Origin of the sequence: Chitinophaga sp. CCNWYY40, from assembly GCF_037483205.1 — a bacterium.
GTDB lineage: Bacteria > Bacteroidota > Bacteroidia > Chitinophagales > Chitinophagaceae > Chitinophaga > Chitinophaga ginsengisegetis.
This window is the reverse complement of the sequence record NZ_JBBHLF010000004.1, coordinates 296,314-314,861: the sequence shown is the minus strand read 5'-3', so window position 1 is coordinate 314,861 and position 18,548 is coordinate 296,314. Positions and strand designations below refer to the sequence as shown.

Sequence of the window (18,548 nt, the reverse complement as noted above, 5' to 3'; positions counted from 1 at the left end):
TCCTTTAGTAGATATTGATTCCAAATGGTACCTATATACAGAGTAGCTATCGAAATCGTTATGAATAATAAGCGCGTATGGGAACTGATAGGCAGGAAACTGGCCGGAGAAGCATCTGCAGAAGAACTGCAGGAGCTGGAAGGTTTATTGCGTGCCCATCCTGATCTTCACTTTCCCGTGGAAGCCATTACAGATATCTGGAAAACAACGCCGGATCCGGCCGACAGGGCGGAAGGAGAGGACGCGCATATCCGTCTTATCAGCCGCATGCAGGAGAAGGGGATAGCTATTGGTTTACCAACGGAAGAACAGCAGGCTGCTATTTTCCAGCTGGAAACCCGGACAAGAAGCCCCTGGCTGCGTTACCTTGCGGCCGCTGCACTTGCCGGCATCCTCATCACAGCAGCTGCCTGGTGGTGGCGGCCCGCAGGAAAAGCCGTTCATTCACCCGCTATCAGCGAAGTAACTACCCGCAATGGTTCCCGCACTTCCATACAACTGCCCGACGGCTCCCATGTGTGGCTCAATGCCGGCAGTAAACTAACATACAACAAAGATTTTGGCAATAACAACCGCGAGGTAAACCTCAGCGGCGAAGCCTTTTTTGATATCGCTAAAAACGCGGATTACCCCTTTATTATCCACACCGCCCGCATGGATGTGAGAGTATTGGGAACCCGGTTTAACCTGAAAGCTTATCCGGGCGATAAAATGACCGAAGCCACGCTGCTGCAGGGCAGTATTGAGGCCTCTCTCGCCAGCCGCCCCGGCGAACGGATCATTCTGAAACCCACGGAAAAAATCCTGGTATCGGACGACTCTTTACATGAGGTGAAAACCAATGATCCGGTAATGGCCGTAAAACATCTTACTTACTATGCAGAACAAGAAGATGCGATTGTAGAAACTTCCTGGATGGAAAATAAACTCGTATTCCGCGATGAGTCATTCGCATCGCTGGCCGCCCGCATGGAGCGCTGGTACGGGGTAACTATTCAGTTTGCTGATAAAAAGAAAGAAGAGCTGCGGTTCACCGGTGTGTTTGCACAGGAAAACATTCAACAGGCATTGCAGGCATTACAAATGACTGCTGCATTTAATTATACCATCCACGGTACAGAAATTATTATTAACCAGTAATATTTCCGTTATGAAAAAAGGACACAGATTTAATTCGTCTTGAGCTACTGGTAACTAAAAAGGGAAATGCGCCAACATTTCCCTCCTGAAGCATAACAGGAAGCTTCGCCAATCCTTAAAAACAGCTGGCTTCCATTTTATTACCTCTAGATCTAAAAGTATGAAAAAATCGCTAACAACTGCGAAGCGACCCTCCCATGCCTTCAAAAAAGTCTTATTAATTATGAATTGGACCGCCGTACTGCTGCTGGCAGGTGTGCTCCAGGTATCTGCCAATGCGAAGGGGCAGGGAACGATAACTCTCCGGCTCAAAGAAACGGAGATTGCCAAAGTGCTCAGTAGTATTGAGAAACAAGGCGAATACCGGTTCCTGTATAACAACGCATTGAAAGACATCAGGAAGAAAGTGGATGTGGATGTAACCAACACACGTCTGGCTGACCTCATGAGCGAAATACTCAACAATACCGGCCTGAAATATAAAGTAATTGAGAATAACCTGGTGGTCATCATGGCCAACACCGGGGAATTGCAGGACATCAAAATTACCGGTAAGGTAACCAGTAAAGATGGAAATACACCGGTGCCCGGTGCTACCATCAGCATCAAGGGAACCTCCCGCGGAACCGTTACCGGCGTGGATGGCACCTATACGCTGACGGTGCCGGAAAACGCTACGCTGCTGGTATCCTTTATTGGCTTCACCAGCCAGGAAGTACCGGTTAACAGCCGCTCTGTGATCAATATCTCCCTGGTAGAATCAGTAAGCATGGTGGAACAGGTAGTGGTAGTGGGTTATGGCGTACAACGCAAGGTGGATGTTACCGGCGCTATCAGCCAGATTAAAGGAGAAGAGATCAATAAGCAGCCTATCAATAACGCGGTAAGCGCCCTCCAGGGAAAAGTGCCCGGCGTAACCATTACCAATATGGGAAAGCCCGGCGCAGCGCCTGAAATCAAGATCCGCGGTACAGGTACCATCTATGGCAGCGCCAACCCGTTGTATGTAGTAGATGGGGTGTGGTATGATGATATCAACTTCCTCAACCCCGCCGATATCGAAAATATGAGTATCCTGAAAGATGCTTCCAGCGAAGCTATTTACGGTATACGTGCGGCAAACGGTGTAGTGCTCATCACCACAAAAAAAGGAAAATCCGGCAAACCAGTCGTGAATTATAACGGCTACGTAGGCTATCAGAAAGTAACCAACGAGGTGAAAATGGCTGATGCCAGTCAGTATGCCACCCTGGTAAATGAACTGCAGGAACGCAACGAGAATAAACCCCCGCTGTTCGATGATCCTTCCCAGTTTGGAAGAGGCACCGACTGGTACCATCAAACCCTCCGGAATGCACTGGTAACCAATCACCAGCTGTCTGTAAGTGGTGGATCAGAAAAATCTACCTATAATTTCTCTATAGGTTATCTGCACCAGCAAGGTTTAGTGAATACCAACGACTTTACCCGCTATACCGCCCGGTTACAAAACGACTTCCAGGTATTTGAACCACTGAAGATTGGTTACACGGTTACGGCGTCTGCCAATAAATCAAATGACGTTCCCGACTTTATCTGGCGCCAGTTGTACAGTGCCGGCCCCGTAGTACCGGTGCATTATGCCGATGGTACTTATGGTGATCCGAACGATTATAACCTCGGTGAAGGTGCAAACTTCAACCCACAGGCAACCCTCGACTTTTTCAACCAGTTCACTAAAAAACAAACCGTTACAGGTAGTTTATACGCTGACCTGCGGTTTGCCAAACACTTTACTTTTCACACCAGCATTGGTGGTGAATATGGCGAAAACCTGATGCGCAACTATGTGCCCGTGTTTGCGGCTACCATCGCACAACGCGCTACCAACAGTAAACTCACCCGCGAAAATACCGATACCCGCAACTGGATCGTGGAAAATACACTGACCTATCAGAATAAATTCAAAGACCACGACCTAAGAGTATTGCTGGGCCAGGGCGCACAGCGTTATCAAACTTATAAGCTCACTGCTACCGCACCTAATGTGCCGAATAACAGTGAAGGAGATATGTACCTGAAACTTGGCAGCACCGCCGGCAGGGAAATAACAGATGAAGGAGATATCTACACCGTATCTTCTTATTTCGGAAGAATCAATTATTCCTTTAAAAACAGGTATCTCCTCAATGCTTCGCTGCGTGCCGACGGCGCCTCCCGGTTCTATGGCAATCAACGCTGGGGTTATTTCCCTTCTGTAGGGGTGGGCTGGATCATCAGTGAGGAAAGCTTTATGAAGCAACAACATTTCTTCGATAACCTGAAACTGCGTGGCAGCTGGGGCCAGATAGGCAATGCCTCTGTTACTTCCAATATCTCCATATTGAGAGTAGCCCAGGACCCTTACCTCACTGCTGTCTTTGGTGGTAATGTATACACCGGCGCCAGCATCAACTCCGTAGTACCGCCTACTACCTACTGGGAAAAAGGCGTAGGTACGGATGTGGGATTGGAAGCCAGTATGCTTAATAACCGCTTGTACCTGGAAGCAGGTTACTATAACCGGAAAACAGTGCTGGCCATTTTTGATGTAAACATTCCAGGTTCTGTGGGTACCAATTCCGGTACTATCATCGCCAACCAGGCCAGTCTCCAGAACCGCGGCCTTGAATTTGCAGTAACCTGGAAAAGCCAGATAAAGAAAGACTTTACCTACTCCGTTGGAGGTAACCTCGGTTATAACGAAAACAAAGTATTAAGCGTGGTATCCGGTAAAAATCCTATCTATGGCGGCGGCGGTGGCCTTACCAGTGGCGCACTGAGTACCCGTACTATGGTCGACAGGCCCATAGGTGAGTTTATAGGCTATATGGTAGATGGAATTTTCCAGACAGATGCGGAAGCATTAAACTCCGCACAGCCCAAAGCAAAAGCAGGGGACTTTAAATACAGGGATGTAAGCGGACCAAAAGGCGTGCCTGATGGTGTTATTGATGCAAACGACCGCGTGCCATTGGGTAACCCGAACCCCCGCTTCAGCTATGGCATTAATACCTTTTTTTCGTGGAAACAATTTGATCTTACCCTCGATTTCCAGGGCGTGGCAGGTGTAGATGTATACAATGTAAATCTCGGTGCGCGTTTTGGTAATGAAAATTTCACCAAAGATTTTTACGATAAACGCTGGCATGGACAAGGTACTTCCAATACCTATCCTTCTGCTTTCATCGGCGGCCGCGATAACTACCTGCCTAACTCTTTCTTCGTGGAAAACGGCAGCTACTTCAGGATCAGGAACATCCAGCTGGGATATAACTTCCCCGCTACTATGACGGAAAGATGGGGCATGAAAAACCTGCGCGTATTTGCAAACGCACAGAATGCTTTCAACTTCTTCCAATACCGGGGATTCACACCGGAAATTGGTGGTAAGCCCAGGGAAGCCGGTATCGATAACAACGTATACCCACTCTACGCAACCTACAATTTTGGTGTAAATGTTACTTTCTGATAATAAAGCAGACTTGTTATGAAACGAAATACTCAACTTAATATACAACGTTTAGCCGGTGGCGTTATATTGCCGGCATTATTGGCCATCGCTGGTTGTGGGAAATCATTTCTCGATGTACCCCCACAGGGACAGCAACCCAGCGAACAGTTCTGGAAAAATGAAGCAGATGCCACCAAAGCAGTAAATGCTATTTATGCTAACCTCCGCGAATGGAAACAGGTAGCATTTGCCGCCATCGCTATAGAAAGCCTGGGCTCCGACGATGCCGAAAAAGGAAGTAACGCATCCGATGCCAGCTTCCTCAATAAGTACGACGATTTTTCGGTAACCGCCACAGAAGGACAAATCCTTGATTTCTGGAAAGGACAATACCAGGAAATTAATTTCTGTAACCAGGTACTGGATAATATTCCTGCCATCAGTATGGACGATGCACTGAAAAACCGCTACCTCGCTGAAGCAAAATTCGTACGTGCGTATGCGTATTTCCGGCTGGTACGCGCCTTCGGTGATGTGCCCCTGCGCCTGAAAATAGCAGTGGACGCCAGCGAATATAATTTACCAAGAACGCCAAAGGCAGAAGTATGGGCAGCTATTGAAAAAGACCTCACGGAAGCAGCAGCGGTATTGCCGCCGGCATATCCCGCCTCCGACGCAGGACGTGCTACCAAAGGCGCCGCACTGGCCCTGCATGCAAAGGTGGCCATGTACCTCAAAAAATGGCCGGATGTGCTCAATTATACCAACCAGGTAATGGGACTGGGATATACCCTGTATCCTAACTATGAGCAACTGTTCCGCATTGCGAATGAAAATTCCAAAGAATCCATTTTTGAAATCCAGTGCCAGCTGATCCTGAACAGTAAAGATGCCTCTAATTCCCAGTACTCACAAATACAGGGCGTTAAAGGTGTTGTAGGCGGTGGATGGGGCTTCAACGTTCCCACACAAAGCCTCGTAAGTGAATATGAACCCGGCGATCCGCGAAGGGATGCTACCATCATTTTCAGGGGAGAAACCACACCGGAAGGCGATCTTATACCCCCTACCGGCGATAACCCGATGTTCAACCAGAAATCGTATGTGCCTTTCCGTTTGTTCGTAACCGGCTACACAGAAGGCGCCGATCAGAATGTACGCGTGATCCGTTATTCGGAAGTGCTGCTCATGAACGCGGAAGCTGCCAATGAACAAGGTAACACCGCCCTGGCACTCACTTCGTTGAACGCTGTAAGGGCCCGCGCACGTGGCAACAATGCCGCCATTCTCCCGGATGTAACTACTACCAATAAAGAAGCATTACGTAATGCAATATGGCATGAAAGAAGAGTAGAGCTGGCAATGGAAAACGACCGCTACTTTGATGTGATCCGCCAGGGAAGAGGCGCTGCCTTATTTGGCACTAAAGGCTTCGTGGCCGGAAAAAATGAGGTATGGCCTGTTCCGCAGAATGAAATTGATATCAGTGCAGGAACACTGACACAAAATCCGGGTTACTAATCTCTAATAAAACTATTATGAACTTCAGATATCAATCATACGTACTGCTGGCAGCCATCACGCTGTTCGCGTCGTCTTGCTATAAAAAGTTTGATGCCGACAGCTATAAACCGGCATTGTCTATCGGTGGTTATACCAGCGCATCCGAAATTGCTCCGGGCAACCTGGTGGCCTACTGGGGATTCAACGATAACCTCACCGACAGCATCTCTAAAACAAACTGCGACAATAGCGGTACCTCTTTCACTACAGGTATCAAAGGACGCGCCCTTAAAGGCGCAGACAAAGCATATGCGCTGTTCACACCAGGAACTGCTATCACCGGTCTCAAAGCATTTACTATCACGCTGTGGGTAAACAACCCGCAAAATACCAACGGTATCGTAGGACTGCTCAGTCTCAGCAATACAAAAAGCTTCTGGGGCAACATCGATATCTTTTTTGAAAATGGCAGTACCGACACAAAGGCGATACTGAAAATGCACGTAGCCAGCGCACAGGGAGAAGCATGGCTGGGTAACTATGAGTTGCAGAATGTTTGGGACAGGTGGACCAACCTCGCATTGTCCTACAACGGTGTGGATTCTTTTAAGGTATATGTAAATGGATTAAAGATCGCCACACACGTGATGAGCGGAGCCGGTCCGATCCAGTTCCTGAACCCGGGCAAAATGGTGTTTGGTACTTCCCAGTTCCAGACCGTTCCCAGTCTCACCTCTGAAGCTACGGCGCAGGACTGGGCCAGCTACCTCACTGGTGGTCTGGATGAAGTAAGAATCTATAATAAAGCATTGGAAGAAGCAGATGTCAGCGCCCTGGTTAAACTGGAAGGGCGGGGTAAATAGTTTGATATGAAATGGATAGCTTGTTTATTATTGATAATAACAGCAGGCTGCGGTAAGAGCGGGGGCGACAATACGTCGCCTCCGCCCGTTACGCCGGCCTCCTTCAGCTTTCAGGCGCAGAGCGTGGATAGTGTGTCTGCCGGTTTTTCTTACTACGGTACCGGTACACAACCCGCTGTCAGGATTTCTTTTTCCGATGCAGTGTTGCGTAGTTCTGTTGCTGCTGCCTGTTCTTTTACCGCTAAAAGCGGTGATAACGTGCCTTATAACGTAACGTGGGAGCACGGCGACAGTACCCTTGTACTGAAACCCGTTGCGCCACTGTCTAACCTCACCGCCTATACGGTTACTGCGGGCACCACTTTGCTGTCGGTGAAGAAGGCCAAACTTCAAACAGCTGTTTCATTGTCGCTGGTAACCGCTATAGATACCACCGATAAATTCCCGCGGATCTCTGATGATGCACTGCTCACGTTGGTGCAACAGCAAACATTCAAGTACTTCTGGGACTTTGGTCACCCGGTAAGTGGCCTTGCACGCGAAAGAAATACCAGCGGCGAAACCGTTACTTCCGGTGGCTCCGGCTTTGGCATCATGGCTATCATCACCGGGATAGAACGCCATTTTATTACCCGCAGCGAAGGACTGGCACGCATACAAAAAATAACCACTTTCCTCGGCACAAAGGCGGCGCGCTTTCACGGCGCCTTCCCGCACTGGCTCAATGGCAGCACCGGCGCAGCTATTCCTTTCAGCACAAAAGATAACGGCGCCGACCTCGTGGAAACGTCCTATCTCATCCAGGGACTTTTAACCGCACGCCAATACTTTAAAAATACAGATATAACGGAAACGCAGCTACGAAATGATATCAACGCGATCTGTAATGCAGTAGAATGGAACTGGTTCAGGAAAGATAATGCAAACGTGCTGTACTGGCACTGGAGCAACGAGTATAAGTGGGACATGAACCTGCCGGTGAAAGGATGGAATGAATGTTTGATTACCTATATCCTCGCGGCCTCCGCACAAACGCCGGTACCCAAAGCTACTTACGACAGCGGCTGGGCAAATAACGGCGCCATACGCAACAACAATTTATATTACGATATCAAACTGCCGCTGGGACCCGCTTTGGGCGGACCGCTGTTTTTCTCGCACTACTCTTTCCTCGGCATCAATCCCAAAGGATTAAAAGATACGTACGCAGATTATGAAGAACAGGTGGTAAATCATACACGTATCAACTACGCCTATTGCGTTGCCAACCCGGGAAAGAACTATGGCTATGGCGCCGATTGCTGGGGCCTCACCGCCAGTGATATCCCCAACGGCTATACGGCAAGCTCGCCTGTCAATGATGTAGGCGTTATTGCGCCTACTGCTGCCTTATCGTCGTTTCCATATACCCCGCAGGAATCCATGCGGGCGCTGAAATTCTTCTATTACAAACTGGGCGATAAAATCTGGAAGGAATATGGCTTTACAGACGCCTTTTCCCTTCAGCACATCTGGTTTGCCAATTCATTCCTGGCCATCGACCAGGGGCCGGTGATAGTGATGATAGAAAACCATCGCAGCGGGTTATTGTGGAACCTGTTAATGAGCTGCCCGGAAATAAAAACCGGTATGCATAACCTGGGCTTTACCAGCCCCCATCTCTGAAAAAAAGAAAAGTAATGAAGTATATCCTGTTTATCGGCTGTTTGTTTTTCCTGCTGCAGCCGGCAATGGCACAAAAGAAAATAGCGGTGAACCGGCAAAAAATGTCGGACGAACAATTATTGGAGCTGGTACAAAAACAAACCTTCCGTTACTTCTGGGATTTTGGTCACCCGGTATCCGGTATGTCGCGCGAACGCAGCAATAAATCCTTTGATTATGGCGATGAAGTAGTGACCACCGGCGGCACCGGCTTCGGCGTAATGGCGATCATTGTGGCCGCAGAACGTAAATGGATCACAAGGGAAGCCGCCGCACAACGGCTCCTGAAAATTGTGGACTTCCTCCGGAAAGCAGATAGCTATCATGGCGTTTTTCCACACTGGCTGAATGGCAATACAGGTAAAACAATTCCCTTCAGCCGTAAAGATGATGGCGGCGACCTGGTGGAAACATCTTTCCTGTTTCAGGGTCTCCTTTGCGCGCGTCAGTATTTCAACAACGACACACCAACGGAAACGGAGCTACGAAATAAGATCAACTGGACCTGGAACGAAACAGAATGGAACTGGTACACACAGGGCGGACGCAATGTATTGTACTGGCACTGGAGCCCTAACAACGGCTGGAGTATGAACCACGAAATAAAAGGATGGAACGAATGTCTTATTACTTATGTACTGGCCGCTTCCTCCCCCCGTTACGCCATCAGCCCGGAAGTATATCACCAGGGCTGGGTGAATAATATTTATTTCAGGAACGACCGTACCTTTTATGACATCAAACTCCCGCTGGGATTTGATTACGGCGGACCGCTCTTTTTCTCACATTACTCCTTCCTCGGGTTAAATCCGCACGGATTAAAAGACCGGTACGCTGATTACTGGGAACAAAACCTGCATCATACGCTTATCAACCGCGAACACTGCGTCCGCAATCCAAAAGGATTTAAAGGATACGGCGCCAACTGCTGGGGGCTCACCGCCAGCGACACTTATGACGGGTATAATGCACATTCGCCTGAAAACGACTGGGGCACTATCACACCCACCGCAGCACTATCCGCGTTCCCCTACACGCCTGAATATTCCATGCAGGCGCTCAAACATTTTTACTACGATCTGGGCGATAAAATCTGGACGGAGTATGGCTTTACCGATGCATTCAACGAAACAAAGCAATGGTACGCATCTTCACACCTGGCCATTGATCAGGGCCCTATTGTGGTGATGATAGAAAATTACCGCACCGGTTTGTTGTGGAAGTTGTTTATGAGTTGCCCGGAAATTAAAGAGGGGTTGAAGAAACTTGATTTTGAAACTACGGTAAAATAGTTATGATGAGAAGATGGATATATGCGCTGGTGGTCATGTTCATATGCATGGATACCACTGCGCAAACTACCTATTGTAACCCCGTGAATATTGATTACGGCTATTGTCCTATTCCCAACTTTACTACCTGGGGGAAACACCGTGCCACCGCGGATCCGGTGATTGTAAATTATAAAGGCGACTACTACCTGTTTTCCACCAATCAATGGGGATACTGGTGGAGCCCGGACCTGCTCAACTGGCATTTTGTAGAACGGAAATTCCTGAAGCCGTATCATCATGTATACGATGAACTATGCGCACCCGCAGCGTGGGTAATGGGCGATACCTTGCTCGTATTCGGCTCTACCTATACCAGCGATTTCCCCATCTGGATGAGTACCAATCCCAAAGGAAATGAATGGAAAGAAGCGATCGACTCCCTGCAGATAGGTGGCTGGGACCCTGCTTTCTTTGCAGATGACGATGGCCGTTTGTATATGTACAACGGCAGCAGCAACCGCTATCCGTTGTATGGCGTGGAAATGAATCGCAGTACCCTGCAACCAAAAGGCACGAGAAAGGAAATGTACCTGCTGGAGCCGGATCGCTATGGCTGGCAGCGGTTTGGGGAAAACCTGGATAATACTTTCCTGGACCCCTTCATTGAAGGTGCCTGGATGACAAAGCACCACGGAAAATATTACCTGCAATACGGCGCGCCCGGAACAGAGTTCAGTGGCTATGCCGATGGAGTAGTGGTAGGCGATCATCCGCTGGGGCCCTTTACACCGCAATCTGACCCCGTTTCGTATAAGCCTGGGGGTTATGCCCGTGGCGCAGGTCATGGCGCTACATTCCAGGATAATAAAGGGTTTTGGTGGCATGTATCTACAATGGTAATTGCTGTGAAAAACAGTTTTGAACGCCGTATCGGCTACTGGCCCGCCGGTTTTGATAAAGAAGATGTGATGTTTTGTAACACCTCTTTCGGCGACTACCCGCATTATATTTCAAGAAGCGCCGATACCACCGCTTTTGATAACGCCGGGTTTACCGGCTGGATGCTGCTGAATTATAATAAACCAGTTACCGTATCTTCCGTGTATGGCAGTTATCTCCCCAATAACGCTGTAGATGAAAGCATAAAAACATACTGGAGCGCGGCCACTGGCAACAAAGGCGAATGGATACAAACAGACCTCGGAAAAGTTAGCCGTGTAAATGCAGTACAGGTAAATTATGCCGATCAGGATGCGCCATTTTTAGGTAAGCAAACGGATATTTATCACCAGTATATACTTTGGTTTTCGGAAGATGGAAAACATTGGAAGATGCTGGCCGATAAAAGCAAACAACGGAAAGATGTGCCGCACGATTATATCGAATTAACAAAACCGGTACAGGCGCGTTATATCAAAATGGAAAACATCCATATGCCCGGCGGAAAATTCGCACTCAGCGGGTTAAGGGTATTTGGCAACGGCAACGGCGCTACACCGGATACGGTGAAAGACCTGCTGGTGCTTCGCACGGAGAAGGATAAACGAAGCGCCTGGATCAAATGGTCGCCGGTAGATAATGCGTACGCATACAACATTTACACCGGTACCTCACCGGATAAATTGTACAGCTGCATCATGGTGCATAACAACAACGATTATTACTTCAAAGGCATGGACAAAGACCGCCCCTATTATTTCTGTATAGAGGCCATCAATGAAAACGGCGTATCTGCCAGAACAAAAGTGATAAAAGCAGAATAAAACAAACAGTATGAAACATACACATACCCTTTTAAAAAGCGCGCTGGTAGCGCTGGCCCTGTCGGTTGCCGGCCAGGTACAGGCGCAAACAACAGACGCGAAAATGAATACGTTTGTGAGCGCGCTGATGGGAAAAATGACATTGGAAGAAAAGATCGGGCAGCTGAACTTACTCACACCAGGTGGTGGTGTGCTTACCGGTTCAGTGGTAAGCAGTGATGTGGAAGCGAAGATCAGCAAAGGCAATGTAGGCGGTTTGTTTGGCGTGATCGGTGTGGAAAAGATCCGGCAGGCACAGGAACTGGCGGTTACTAAAAGCAGGCTTAAAATTCCGCTGATCTTTGGATCGGATGTGATCCACGGATACAAAACCACTTTCCCTATTCCGCTGGGATTATCCTGCAGCTGGGATTTGCCGCTGATTGAACACAGCGCCCGGCTGGCGGCTACGGAAGCCAGTGCCGATGGTCTTTGCTGGGTGTATTCCCCGATGGTGGATATCGCCCGCGATCCGCGCTGGGGCCGCGTTGCGGAAGGCTCCGGGGAAGATACTTATCTCGGTTCAAAAATAGCTGCCGCTATGGTACATGGCTACCAGGGCAACCGGCTGGGTGATAAGAACAGCGTGATGGCGTGTGTAAAACACTTTGCCCTGTATGGCGCCGCAGAAGCCGGAAGGGATTATAACACTACCGATATGAGCCGCATCAAAATGTATGAATACTACCTGCCGCCGTATAAAGCGGCCATAGATGCCGGCGCCGGTAGCGTCATGACTTCCTTCAACGAAATTGATGGCATCCCCGCTACGGCCAATAAATGGCTGCTGACAGACCTGCTCCGCAAACAATGGGGCTTTAAAGGCTTTGTGGTAACGGATTACACCGCTATCAATGAAATGATGGCGCATGGCCTCGGCAACCTGCAAACGGTATCGGCGCTGGCATTAAAAGCCGGCGTGGATATGGACATGGTAGGCGAAGGTTTTGTTACCACCTTACAACAATCCCTGAAGGAACATAAAGTAACGCTCCCCGAAATCAATGATGCCTGCCGCCGGGTACTGGAAGCAAAATACAAACTCGGCCTGTTTGAAGATCCATACCGCTACTGCAACACTGCTACCGCCACCAAAGAAGTGCTGAGCGCAGATAAAAGACAGGCGGCAAGGGAACTGGGCGCCCGTTCCTGCGTGTTACTGAAAAATGACCGGCAAACATTGCCACTGAAAAAATCAGGTACCATCGCACTGGTTGGGCCACTGGCCAATAATAAAAGCAATATGCTGGGTACCTGGGCGGTAAGTGGCGATGCGCAGTTATCGGTACCCGTACTGGATGGCATGAAGCAGGTAGCCGGCAGCGGTGTGAATATCCTCTACGCCAAAGGTGCTAACATCAGCGATGATACCAGCTTTGCCAAAAAAGTAAATGTATTTGGAGAAAGAATAGATATCGATACCCGCACACCGGAACAACTGCTCACAGAAGCACTTACCACCGCCGCCAAAGCAGATGTAGTGGTAGCCGTAGTGGGTGAAGCATCAGAAATGAGCGGAGAGGCGGCCAGCAGATCAGATATCGGTATCCCCGAAAGTCAGCGTAAACTGTTAGCTGCACTGGCGCAAACCGGCAAACCGCTGGTAGTGGTACTCATGAGCGGCCGGCCGCTCACCCTCACCACCGAAAATGAACAGGCTACTTCCCTGCTGGAAGTATGGTTCCAGGGTCATGAAGCTGGCAACGCCATTGCAGATGTCCTCTTTGGCAATTACAATCCTTCCGGTAAACTCACCATGAGCTTCCCCCGGAATGTAGGACAGATTCCCATCTACTATAATTATAAAAATACGGGCCGTCCGCAGCCGGAAGGACCTACGCAGAAATTCCGCTCCAACTACCTCGATGTAGCCAACGACCCGCTGTTTCCTTTTGGGTACGGACTTAGCTACACCACCTTTAAATATGAAGGTCTTACACTGAGCGCCAATAAAATAAGCAGTGGCAAAACCATTGATGTAGCGTTTAAACTCACCAACACCGGCGCTTATGCCGGCGAGGAAATAGTACAGCTGTACCTGAGAGACCAGGAAGCATCCGTTACCAGGCCGGTGAAAGAGCTGAAAGATTTTCAGAAGATAAAGCTGCAGCCGGGAGAAAGCAAAACTGTTCACTTCACGATCGATAAGGAAAAGTTGTCGTTTTTTAACAGCCAGCTGCAATGGGTAGCCGAACCGGGTACATTCGACCTGATGATCGGCGCGTCATCGGCTGATATCAGGCTGAAAGAAACCTTTGAATTATTGTAGGGCGCATATGGTTTTTTACTGGTTAAAATAAGCAGGGTCGCCCGGAAGGGCGGCCTTTTGCTTTTGGGGTGCTGAAAGCTTATATTTGAGCACTGACCATTAGCACTTATTTTATGGAACCTATCACTGCAATACAACTAAAAAGTATTCCTGCTCTCAAAGAGGTGCCGCTGGAACAGCTGCAGTGGCTGATCTCCCAGTCGGAAGAAAAGCTGGTGCCGGAAGGCGAACTGATGTTTAAAGCCGGCGATCCGGTGATCGCCACCATCATTGTGATTTCAGGAAAGGTACGTATCTCCGCCACCATCAACGGCCATTACCGGGAAATTGTAGAGCTGAACGACGATAACATTACCGGCTGGCTGCCGTTCTCCCGTGTGAAAACTGCAATGGGAAATGGCCTGTGCCTGAAAGATACCAGGATCCTGATTTGCCCCGCGGAAAAGATCAAAGCGCATATTGAGCAGCATTACGAACTAACGGAAGCGCTGGTGCATATCATGACAAGCCGCGTGCGGGAAACCACTTCCTCACAGCAGCAGAATGAAAAAATGATGGCGCTGGGAAAATTATCCGCGGGCCTGGCCCATGAACTGAATAACCCGGTAGCCGCCATTTGCAGAAGCTCGGATAAACTCTTTGAAAATATCAGCCATATCCCCGCCATATTTAAAGAGATGGCGGCATTGTGTTTATCACAGGAACAGGCCACCGCCATTGTTGATAACCTGCAGCAGTGGTGGAGCAACAAGCCATCAAAAGCGCCATCCCTGCTGGAACTATCTGATAAAACAACTGCTATCGAAGACTGGCTGGAGAACAAAAACATCTCCCGGATAGAAATAGCAGAAATACTGGCGGAATATGGTGTGGAAACTACCACCCTGGATGATTTCAGCCGGAAGTTTGATCCGGCCCACCTGGATGTGATTTTCAGCTGGATACATGGTGCACTGGAAGCCAACAGGATGGTAGGTGACCTGCAGATCTCTTCAAAAAGAATATCCGACCTGGTAAGCGCCGTGAAAAGATATACCTACATGGACCAGGAGCCGGATAAACAATTCATTGATATCCACAGCGGTATCAGCAACACACTCATTATGCTGGATTACCGCCTCAAAAAAGGCAATGTGGAACTGGTGGAAAATTTTGATACCTCACTGCCAAAAATAAAAGCGCTGCCCGGAGAACTGAACCAGGTATGGACCAATCTCGTGGATAATGCACTGGATGCAATGGAGCCCGCAAAAAAAGGACGGCTGGAAATAGCCACCACAAAGGACCGCCAGTGTGTGCATGTAACCATCACCGATAACGGGCCAGGTATCCCGGAGGAAATACAATCGCGTATATTTGAACCTTTTTTTACCACCAAAGACCTGGGAAAAGGAACGGGGCTGGGACTGGATGTAGTAGCGCAGATCGTACAGCGCCATCGCGGATCTGTGAAACAAACTTCCGTACCCGGTAAAACTATTTTTACCATTTCATTTCCCATAGAGAATAATTAATGTAGAAGATATGAGTCTGCCTATAATATTTGTTATTGATGATGATAGACAGGTGCTGAACGCCATCACGCAGGACCTGAAATCGTATTACCGGAAGTCGTACCGCATATTAAGCACGCTGTCTGCCAACGAAGCGCTGCAAAGCCTGGTGGAACTGAAAAACAGGAACGACACCGTAGCTATATTTATTTCCGATCAGCGGATGCCGGAAATGGAGGGTGTTGATTTTCTGCAGCAGGCAATGGAAATATTTCCCGCCGCCAAAAGGGTATTACTCACCGCTTACTCCGATACCAACGCTGCCATCAAAGCCATCAATGAGCTACGGCTGGATTACTATCTTCAGAAACCCTGGGACCCGCCGGAAGAAAAGCTGTATCCCATTATCAATGATCTGCTGGACGATTGGCAAACCGACTACCGGCCCGAATTTCAGGGGATTAAAGTAGTAGGTTATCCTTTTTCGTCAGATGCCTACCGCATTAAGGAATTTTTGGCGAGCAACCTGATTCCCTATCATTCCATTGATGCTAATGGCGACGAAGGAAAATTGCTGTTGCAGCTGAATAACCTCGATACATCTGCTTTACCCGTAGTCATACTGGAACAGGGAGAAGTAATGAAGGCGCCCGCTATCATTGATATTGCGGCGAAAATAGGATTGAATCCAACGCTTAAAAATGAGATCTACGATGTAGTGATCATTGGCGCCGGCCCTGCAGGATTGGCCGCCTCTGTATACGGCGCCTCCGAGGGATTAAAAACCCTGCTGATAGAACGCCATGCACCCGGCGGACAGGCAGGCACCAGCTCCCGTATTGAAAACTACCTGGGCTTCCCATCGGGATTGAGCGGCGCAGAACTCACCCGCCGCGCTATTACGCAGGCCACCAGGTTTGGTACGGAATTTTTATCGCCACAGTCGGTGAAAGAAATTAAACTCAAAGCAGATTACAAAATTGTTTGCCTGGAAAACGGCACAGAAATAAATGCACGCGCCGTTGTAATCACCACCGGCGTGGATTACCGTAAGCTGGATACCGTTGGTATAGAAAAGTTCACGGGCGCAGGAATCTATTACGGCGCCGCTACCACGGAAGCGGCCTCCTGCCGCGACCGCAGCGTGTACATCCTGGGAGGTGGTAACTCCGCCGGCCAGGCGGCAGTGTACCTGTCTAAGTTCGCAAAGGAAGTATTCATCCTTATCAGGAAAGAAAACCTCAACGCTACCATGTCGTCGTACCTGATAGATCAGATCCGCGATATCCCCAATATCAGCATTCTGAATAACAGCGAAATAGTGGAGGCTTCGGGCACCGACCGGCTGGGAAAACTGAAGATAGAAAACCTGCAGACACATGAAGTAAAAGAAGTGCCTGCGGATGCGTTATATATTTTTATCGGTGCAAGACCTTATACCGATTGGCTGGGAGATCTCATCATCAAAGATGAAAAAGGCTATGTGCAAACCGGCAGGGAAATGAAATCATTTGATTATTTTGGTAAACTCTGGAAGCTCGACCGCGAACCTTATCTGCTGGAAACCAGCTGTCCCGGCATATTTGCAGCCGGTGATGTACGGTCCGGCGCTATGAGCCGCGTGGCCTCCGCCGTAGGAGAGGGCTCCATGAGTATTAGCCTGGTGCATAAGTACCTGGCAGAAGTTTAAAATCTTTTTTTATGGCTTTATGTTCACACCTTGAGGCAATTACCGAAGTAAAAGTTAGCGCCAACCATGTTTGCGAAGAATGCGTAAAGCATCATGGCAAATGGCTGCACCTGCGTACCTGTCAAACCTGCGGTGTTACGCTTTGTTGCGACGACTCGCCCGCAAAGCACATGACGCAGCATTATCATCAAACGGATCATCCGGTGATATCTTCTGCGGAGCCGGGAGAACAGTGGTTGTGGTGTTATAAAGACGGGGCGTTTGCGGAGTATTAAATAAAAAAAGAGGGAGACAATCGTCTTCCTCTTACACTACCGTTACTTTTACGCCCATATCTTCCATTTTCTTCACAATATGTTCGGAGATACCGCTGTCGGTAATAACTTCATCTATTTCTTCCAGGGAGCAAATGCGCCCGAAACCACGTTTTCCGAATTTGCTGGAATCCGCGAGTACAATGGTTTTTTGCGCGGTGGCCATCATTTTCTGGTTCAGGTGCGCTTCCATGATATTGGTGGTGGTGAGTCCAAACTCCAGGTCGATACCATCCACGCCGAGGAATAATTTACTACACGAGAAATCTTCCAGAATTTTTTCTGCATAAGATCCGGTAACAGAAGTAGAGCTGTTACGGAGATGTCCGCCGAGCTGGATCACTTCAATCTCCGGCCGGCGCAGCAATTCCAGCGCTACGTTCAGTGCGCCGGTTATTACGGTAAGATGCCCTTTGGGTTGGATATTTTTTGCCAGCGCCTGCACAGAAGTACCGGAGGCTATAATGATAGCATCATTGGGTACGATGAGCGCGGCGGCGGCCTGCCCTATAATTTGTTTTTCCTCCCGGCGTATATTTTCCTTTTCATTCACCGGTTTGTCCATTGTATATGGATTGTGCACCGTAGCGCCTCCGTGTGAACGGAATAACAGTGACTTGTCCTCCAGCAGCTTGAGATCTTTTCGTATAGTCACGCCCGATACATCCAGCTCCTTACATAGTTCCAGTACATTAACATATCCTTTCTCGTGCAGTTTGCCGAGAATAAACTTATGACGTTCCGCAATATTGATCATAGACATATCAGATAAAAATAACGTATTAAAGTGTGTTGACACGGGATAATCTGAAAAAAATGCGCCTTACAAATATCCGGTAATTTTGTTTCAATTAGTTAATTATGGTTACATATTTGATGGTTAGTATCCTTCGTTTTTATCTCATAAAATAAGATATGAAATAAAATGAAGTTATAGAGACGTTATAATTATATGTAATAATATTGATTTATAGTAATTTATATTTTTCTTTTTGTTTCTTTTCCGCTCATCAATAACTTTTTC

General features: G+C 48.4%; 12 protein-coding genes. 11 read left to right on the top strand and 1 reads right to left on the bottom strand.

The annotated features are described in order from the left end of the window. The first annotated feature begins 24 nt into the window (after nt 1-24). From V7S65_RS16175 to V7S65_RS16125, 11 genes are all read left to right on the top strand, one after another. Nucleotides 25-1,140: a FecR family protein gene (locus tag V7S65_RS16175; protein ID WP_336387256.1), complete on the top strand. Its 1,116-nt coding sequence runs from the start codon at nt 25-27 to the stop codon at nt 1,138-1,140. Between the two features lie 223 nt (nt 1,141-1,363). Continuing rightward, nucleotides 1,364-4,630, top strand: coding sequence for a TonB-dependent receptor (locus V7S65_RS16170; RefSeq protein ID WP_336387255.1), 3,267 nt, complete (start codon nt 1,364-1,366; stop codon nt 4,628-4,630). Nucleotides 4,631-4,648: 18 nt separating this feature from the next. Continuing rightward, nucleotides 4,649-6,133 carry a RagB/SusD family nutrient uptake outer membrane protein gene (locus V7S65_RS16165; RefSeq protein WP_336387254.1) on the top strand — a complete coding sequence of 495 codons (1,485 nt, stop codon included), beginning with the start codon at nt 4,649-4,651 and terminating at the stop codon, nt 6,131-6,133. 17 nt (nt 6,134-6,150) lie between these two features. Continuing rightward, on the top strand, nt 6,151-6,978 hold the full coding sequence (locus tag V7S65_RS16160; RefSeq protein WP_079469108.1) for a LamG-like jellyroll fold domain-containing protein: 828 nt from the start codon (nt 6,151-6,153) through the stop codon (nt 6,976-6,978). Nucleotides 6,979-6,984: 6 nt separating this feature from the next. After that, complete coding sequence (locus V7S65_RS16155; RefSeq protein WP_336387253.1) at nt 6,985-8,643, top strand: glucoamylase family protein; 1,659 nt, start codon at nt 6,985-6,987, stop codon at nt 8,641-8,643. 14 nt (nt 8,644-8,657) lie between these two features. Beyond that, nucleotides 8,658-9,974: a glucoamylase family protein gene (locus V7S65_RS16150; protein ID WP_336387252.1), complete on the top strand. Its 1,317-nt coding sequence runs from the start codon at nt 8,658-8,660 to the stop codon at nt 9,972-9,974. 5 nt (nt 9,975-9,979) lie between these two features. After that, complete coding sequence (locus tag V7S65_RS16145) at nt 9,980-11,719, top strand: family 43 glycosylhydrolase (protein WP_336387251.1); 1,740 nt, start codon at nt 9,980-9,982, stop codon at nt 11,717-11,719. Between the two features lie 10 nt (nt 11,720-11,729). Beyond that, entirely contained in the window at nt 11,730-14,027 is a 2,298-nt protein-coding gene (gene bglX, locus V7S65_RS16140) for a beta-glucosidase BglX (RefSeq protein ID WP_336387250.1), read from the top strand. A gap of 113 nt (nt 14,028-14,140) precedes the next feature. Further along, nucleotides 14,141-15,541, top strand: a complete 1,401-nt coding sequence (locus V7S65_RS16135; RefSeq protein ID WP_111579404.1) for an ATP-binding protein — start codon at nt 14,141-14,143, stop codon at nt 15,539-15,541. Between the two features lie 10 nt (nt 15,542-15,551). Continuing rightward, nucleotides 15,552-17,210 carry an FAD-dependent oxidoreductase gene (locus V7S65_RS16130; protein WP_079469103.1) on the top strand — a complete coding sequence of 553 codons (1,659 nt, stop codon included), beginning with the start codon at nt 15,552-15,554 and terminating at the stop codon, nt 17,208-17,210. An 11-nt stretch (nt 17,211-17,221) separates the two neighbouring features. Next, nucleotides 17,222-17,485: a UBP-type zinc finger domain-containing protein gene (locus V7S65_RS16125; protein ID WP_079469102.1), complete on the top strand. Its 264-nt coding sequence runs from the start codon at nt 17,222-17,224 to the stop codon at nt 17,483-17,485. Nucleotides 17,486-17,516: 31 nt separating this feature from the next. Here the strand turns inward: V7S65_RS16125 and V7S65_RS16120 are convergent, their stop codons facing one another. Beyond that, nucleotides 17,517-18,287: a DeoR/GlpR family DNA-binding transcription regulator gene (locus tag V7S65_RS16120; RefSeq protein ID WP_336387249.1), complete on the bottom strand. Its 771-nt coding sequence runs from the start codon at nt 18,285-18,287 to the stop codon at nt 17,517-17,519. Between the last annotated feature and the right edge of the window lie 261 nt (nt 18,288-18,548).

Bases quoted from the DNA above. Each gene is read 5' to 3' on its own strand.
- V7S65_RS16175 (WP_336387256.1), top strand. From the start codon at position 25: ATGGTACCTATATACAGAGTAGCTATCGAAATCGTTATGAATAATAAG.
- V7S65_RS16130 (WP_079469103.1), top strand. From the start codon at position 15,552: ATGAGTCTGCCTATAATATTTGTTATTGATGATGATAGACAGGTGCTG.
- V7S65_RS16155 (WP_336387253.1), top strand. From the start codon at position 6,985: ATGAAATGGATAGCTTGTTTATTATTGATAATAACAGCAGGCTGCGGT.
- V7S65_RS16160 (WP_079469108.1), top strand. From the start codon at position 6,151: ATGAACTTCAGATATCAATCATACGTACTGCTGGCAGCCATCACGCTG.
- V7S65_RS16125 (WP_079469102.1), top strand. From the start codon at position 17,222: ATGGCTTTATGTTCACACCTTGAGGCAATTACCGAAGTAAAAGTTAGC.
- V7S65_RS16145 (WP_336387251.1), top strand. From the start codon at position 9,980: ATGAGAAGATGGATATATGCGCTGGTGGTCATGTTCATATGCATGGAT.
- V7S65_RS16150 (WP_336387252.1), top strand. From the start codon at position 8,658: ATGAAGTATATCCTGTTTATCGGCTGTTTGTTTTTCCTGCTGCAGCCG.
- V7S65_RS16170 (WP_336387255.1), top strand. From the start codon at position 1,364: ATGAATTGGACCGCCGTACTGCTGCTGGCAGGTGTGCTCCAGGTATCT.
- V7S65_RS16120 (WP_336387249.1), bottom strand. From the start codon at position 18,287: ATGTCTATGATCAATATTGCGGAACGTCATAAGTTTATTCTCGGCAAA.
- V7S65_RS16135 (WP_111579404.1), top strand. From the start codon at position 14,141: ATGGAACCTATCACTGCAATACAACTAAAAAGTATTCCTGCTCTCAAA.
- bglX (WP_336387250.1), top strand. From the start codon at position 11,730: ATGAAACATACACATACCCTTTTAAAAAGCGCGCTGGTAGCGCTGGCC.
- V7S65_RS16165 (WP_336387254.1), top strand. From the start codon at position 4,649: ATGAAACGAAATACTCAACTTAATATACAACGTTTAGCCGGTGGCGTT.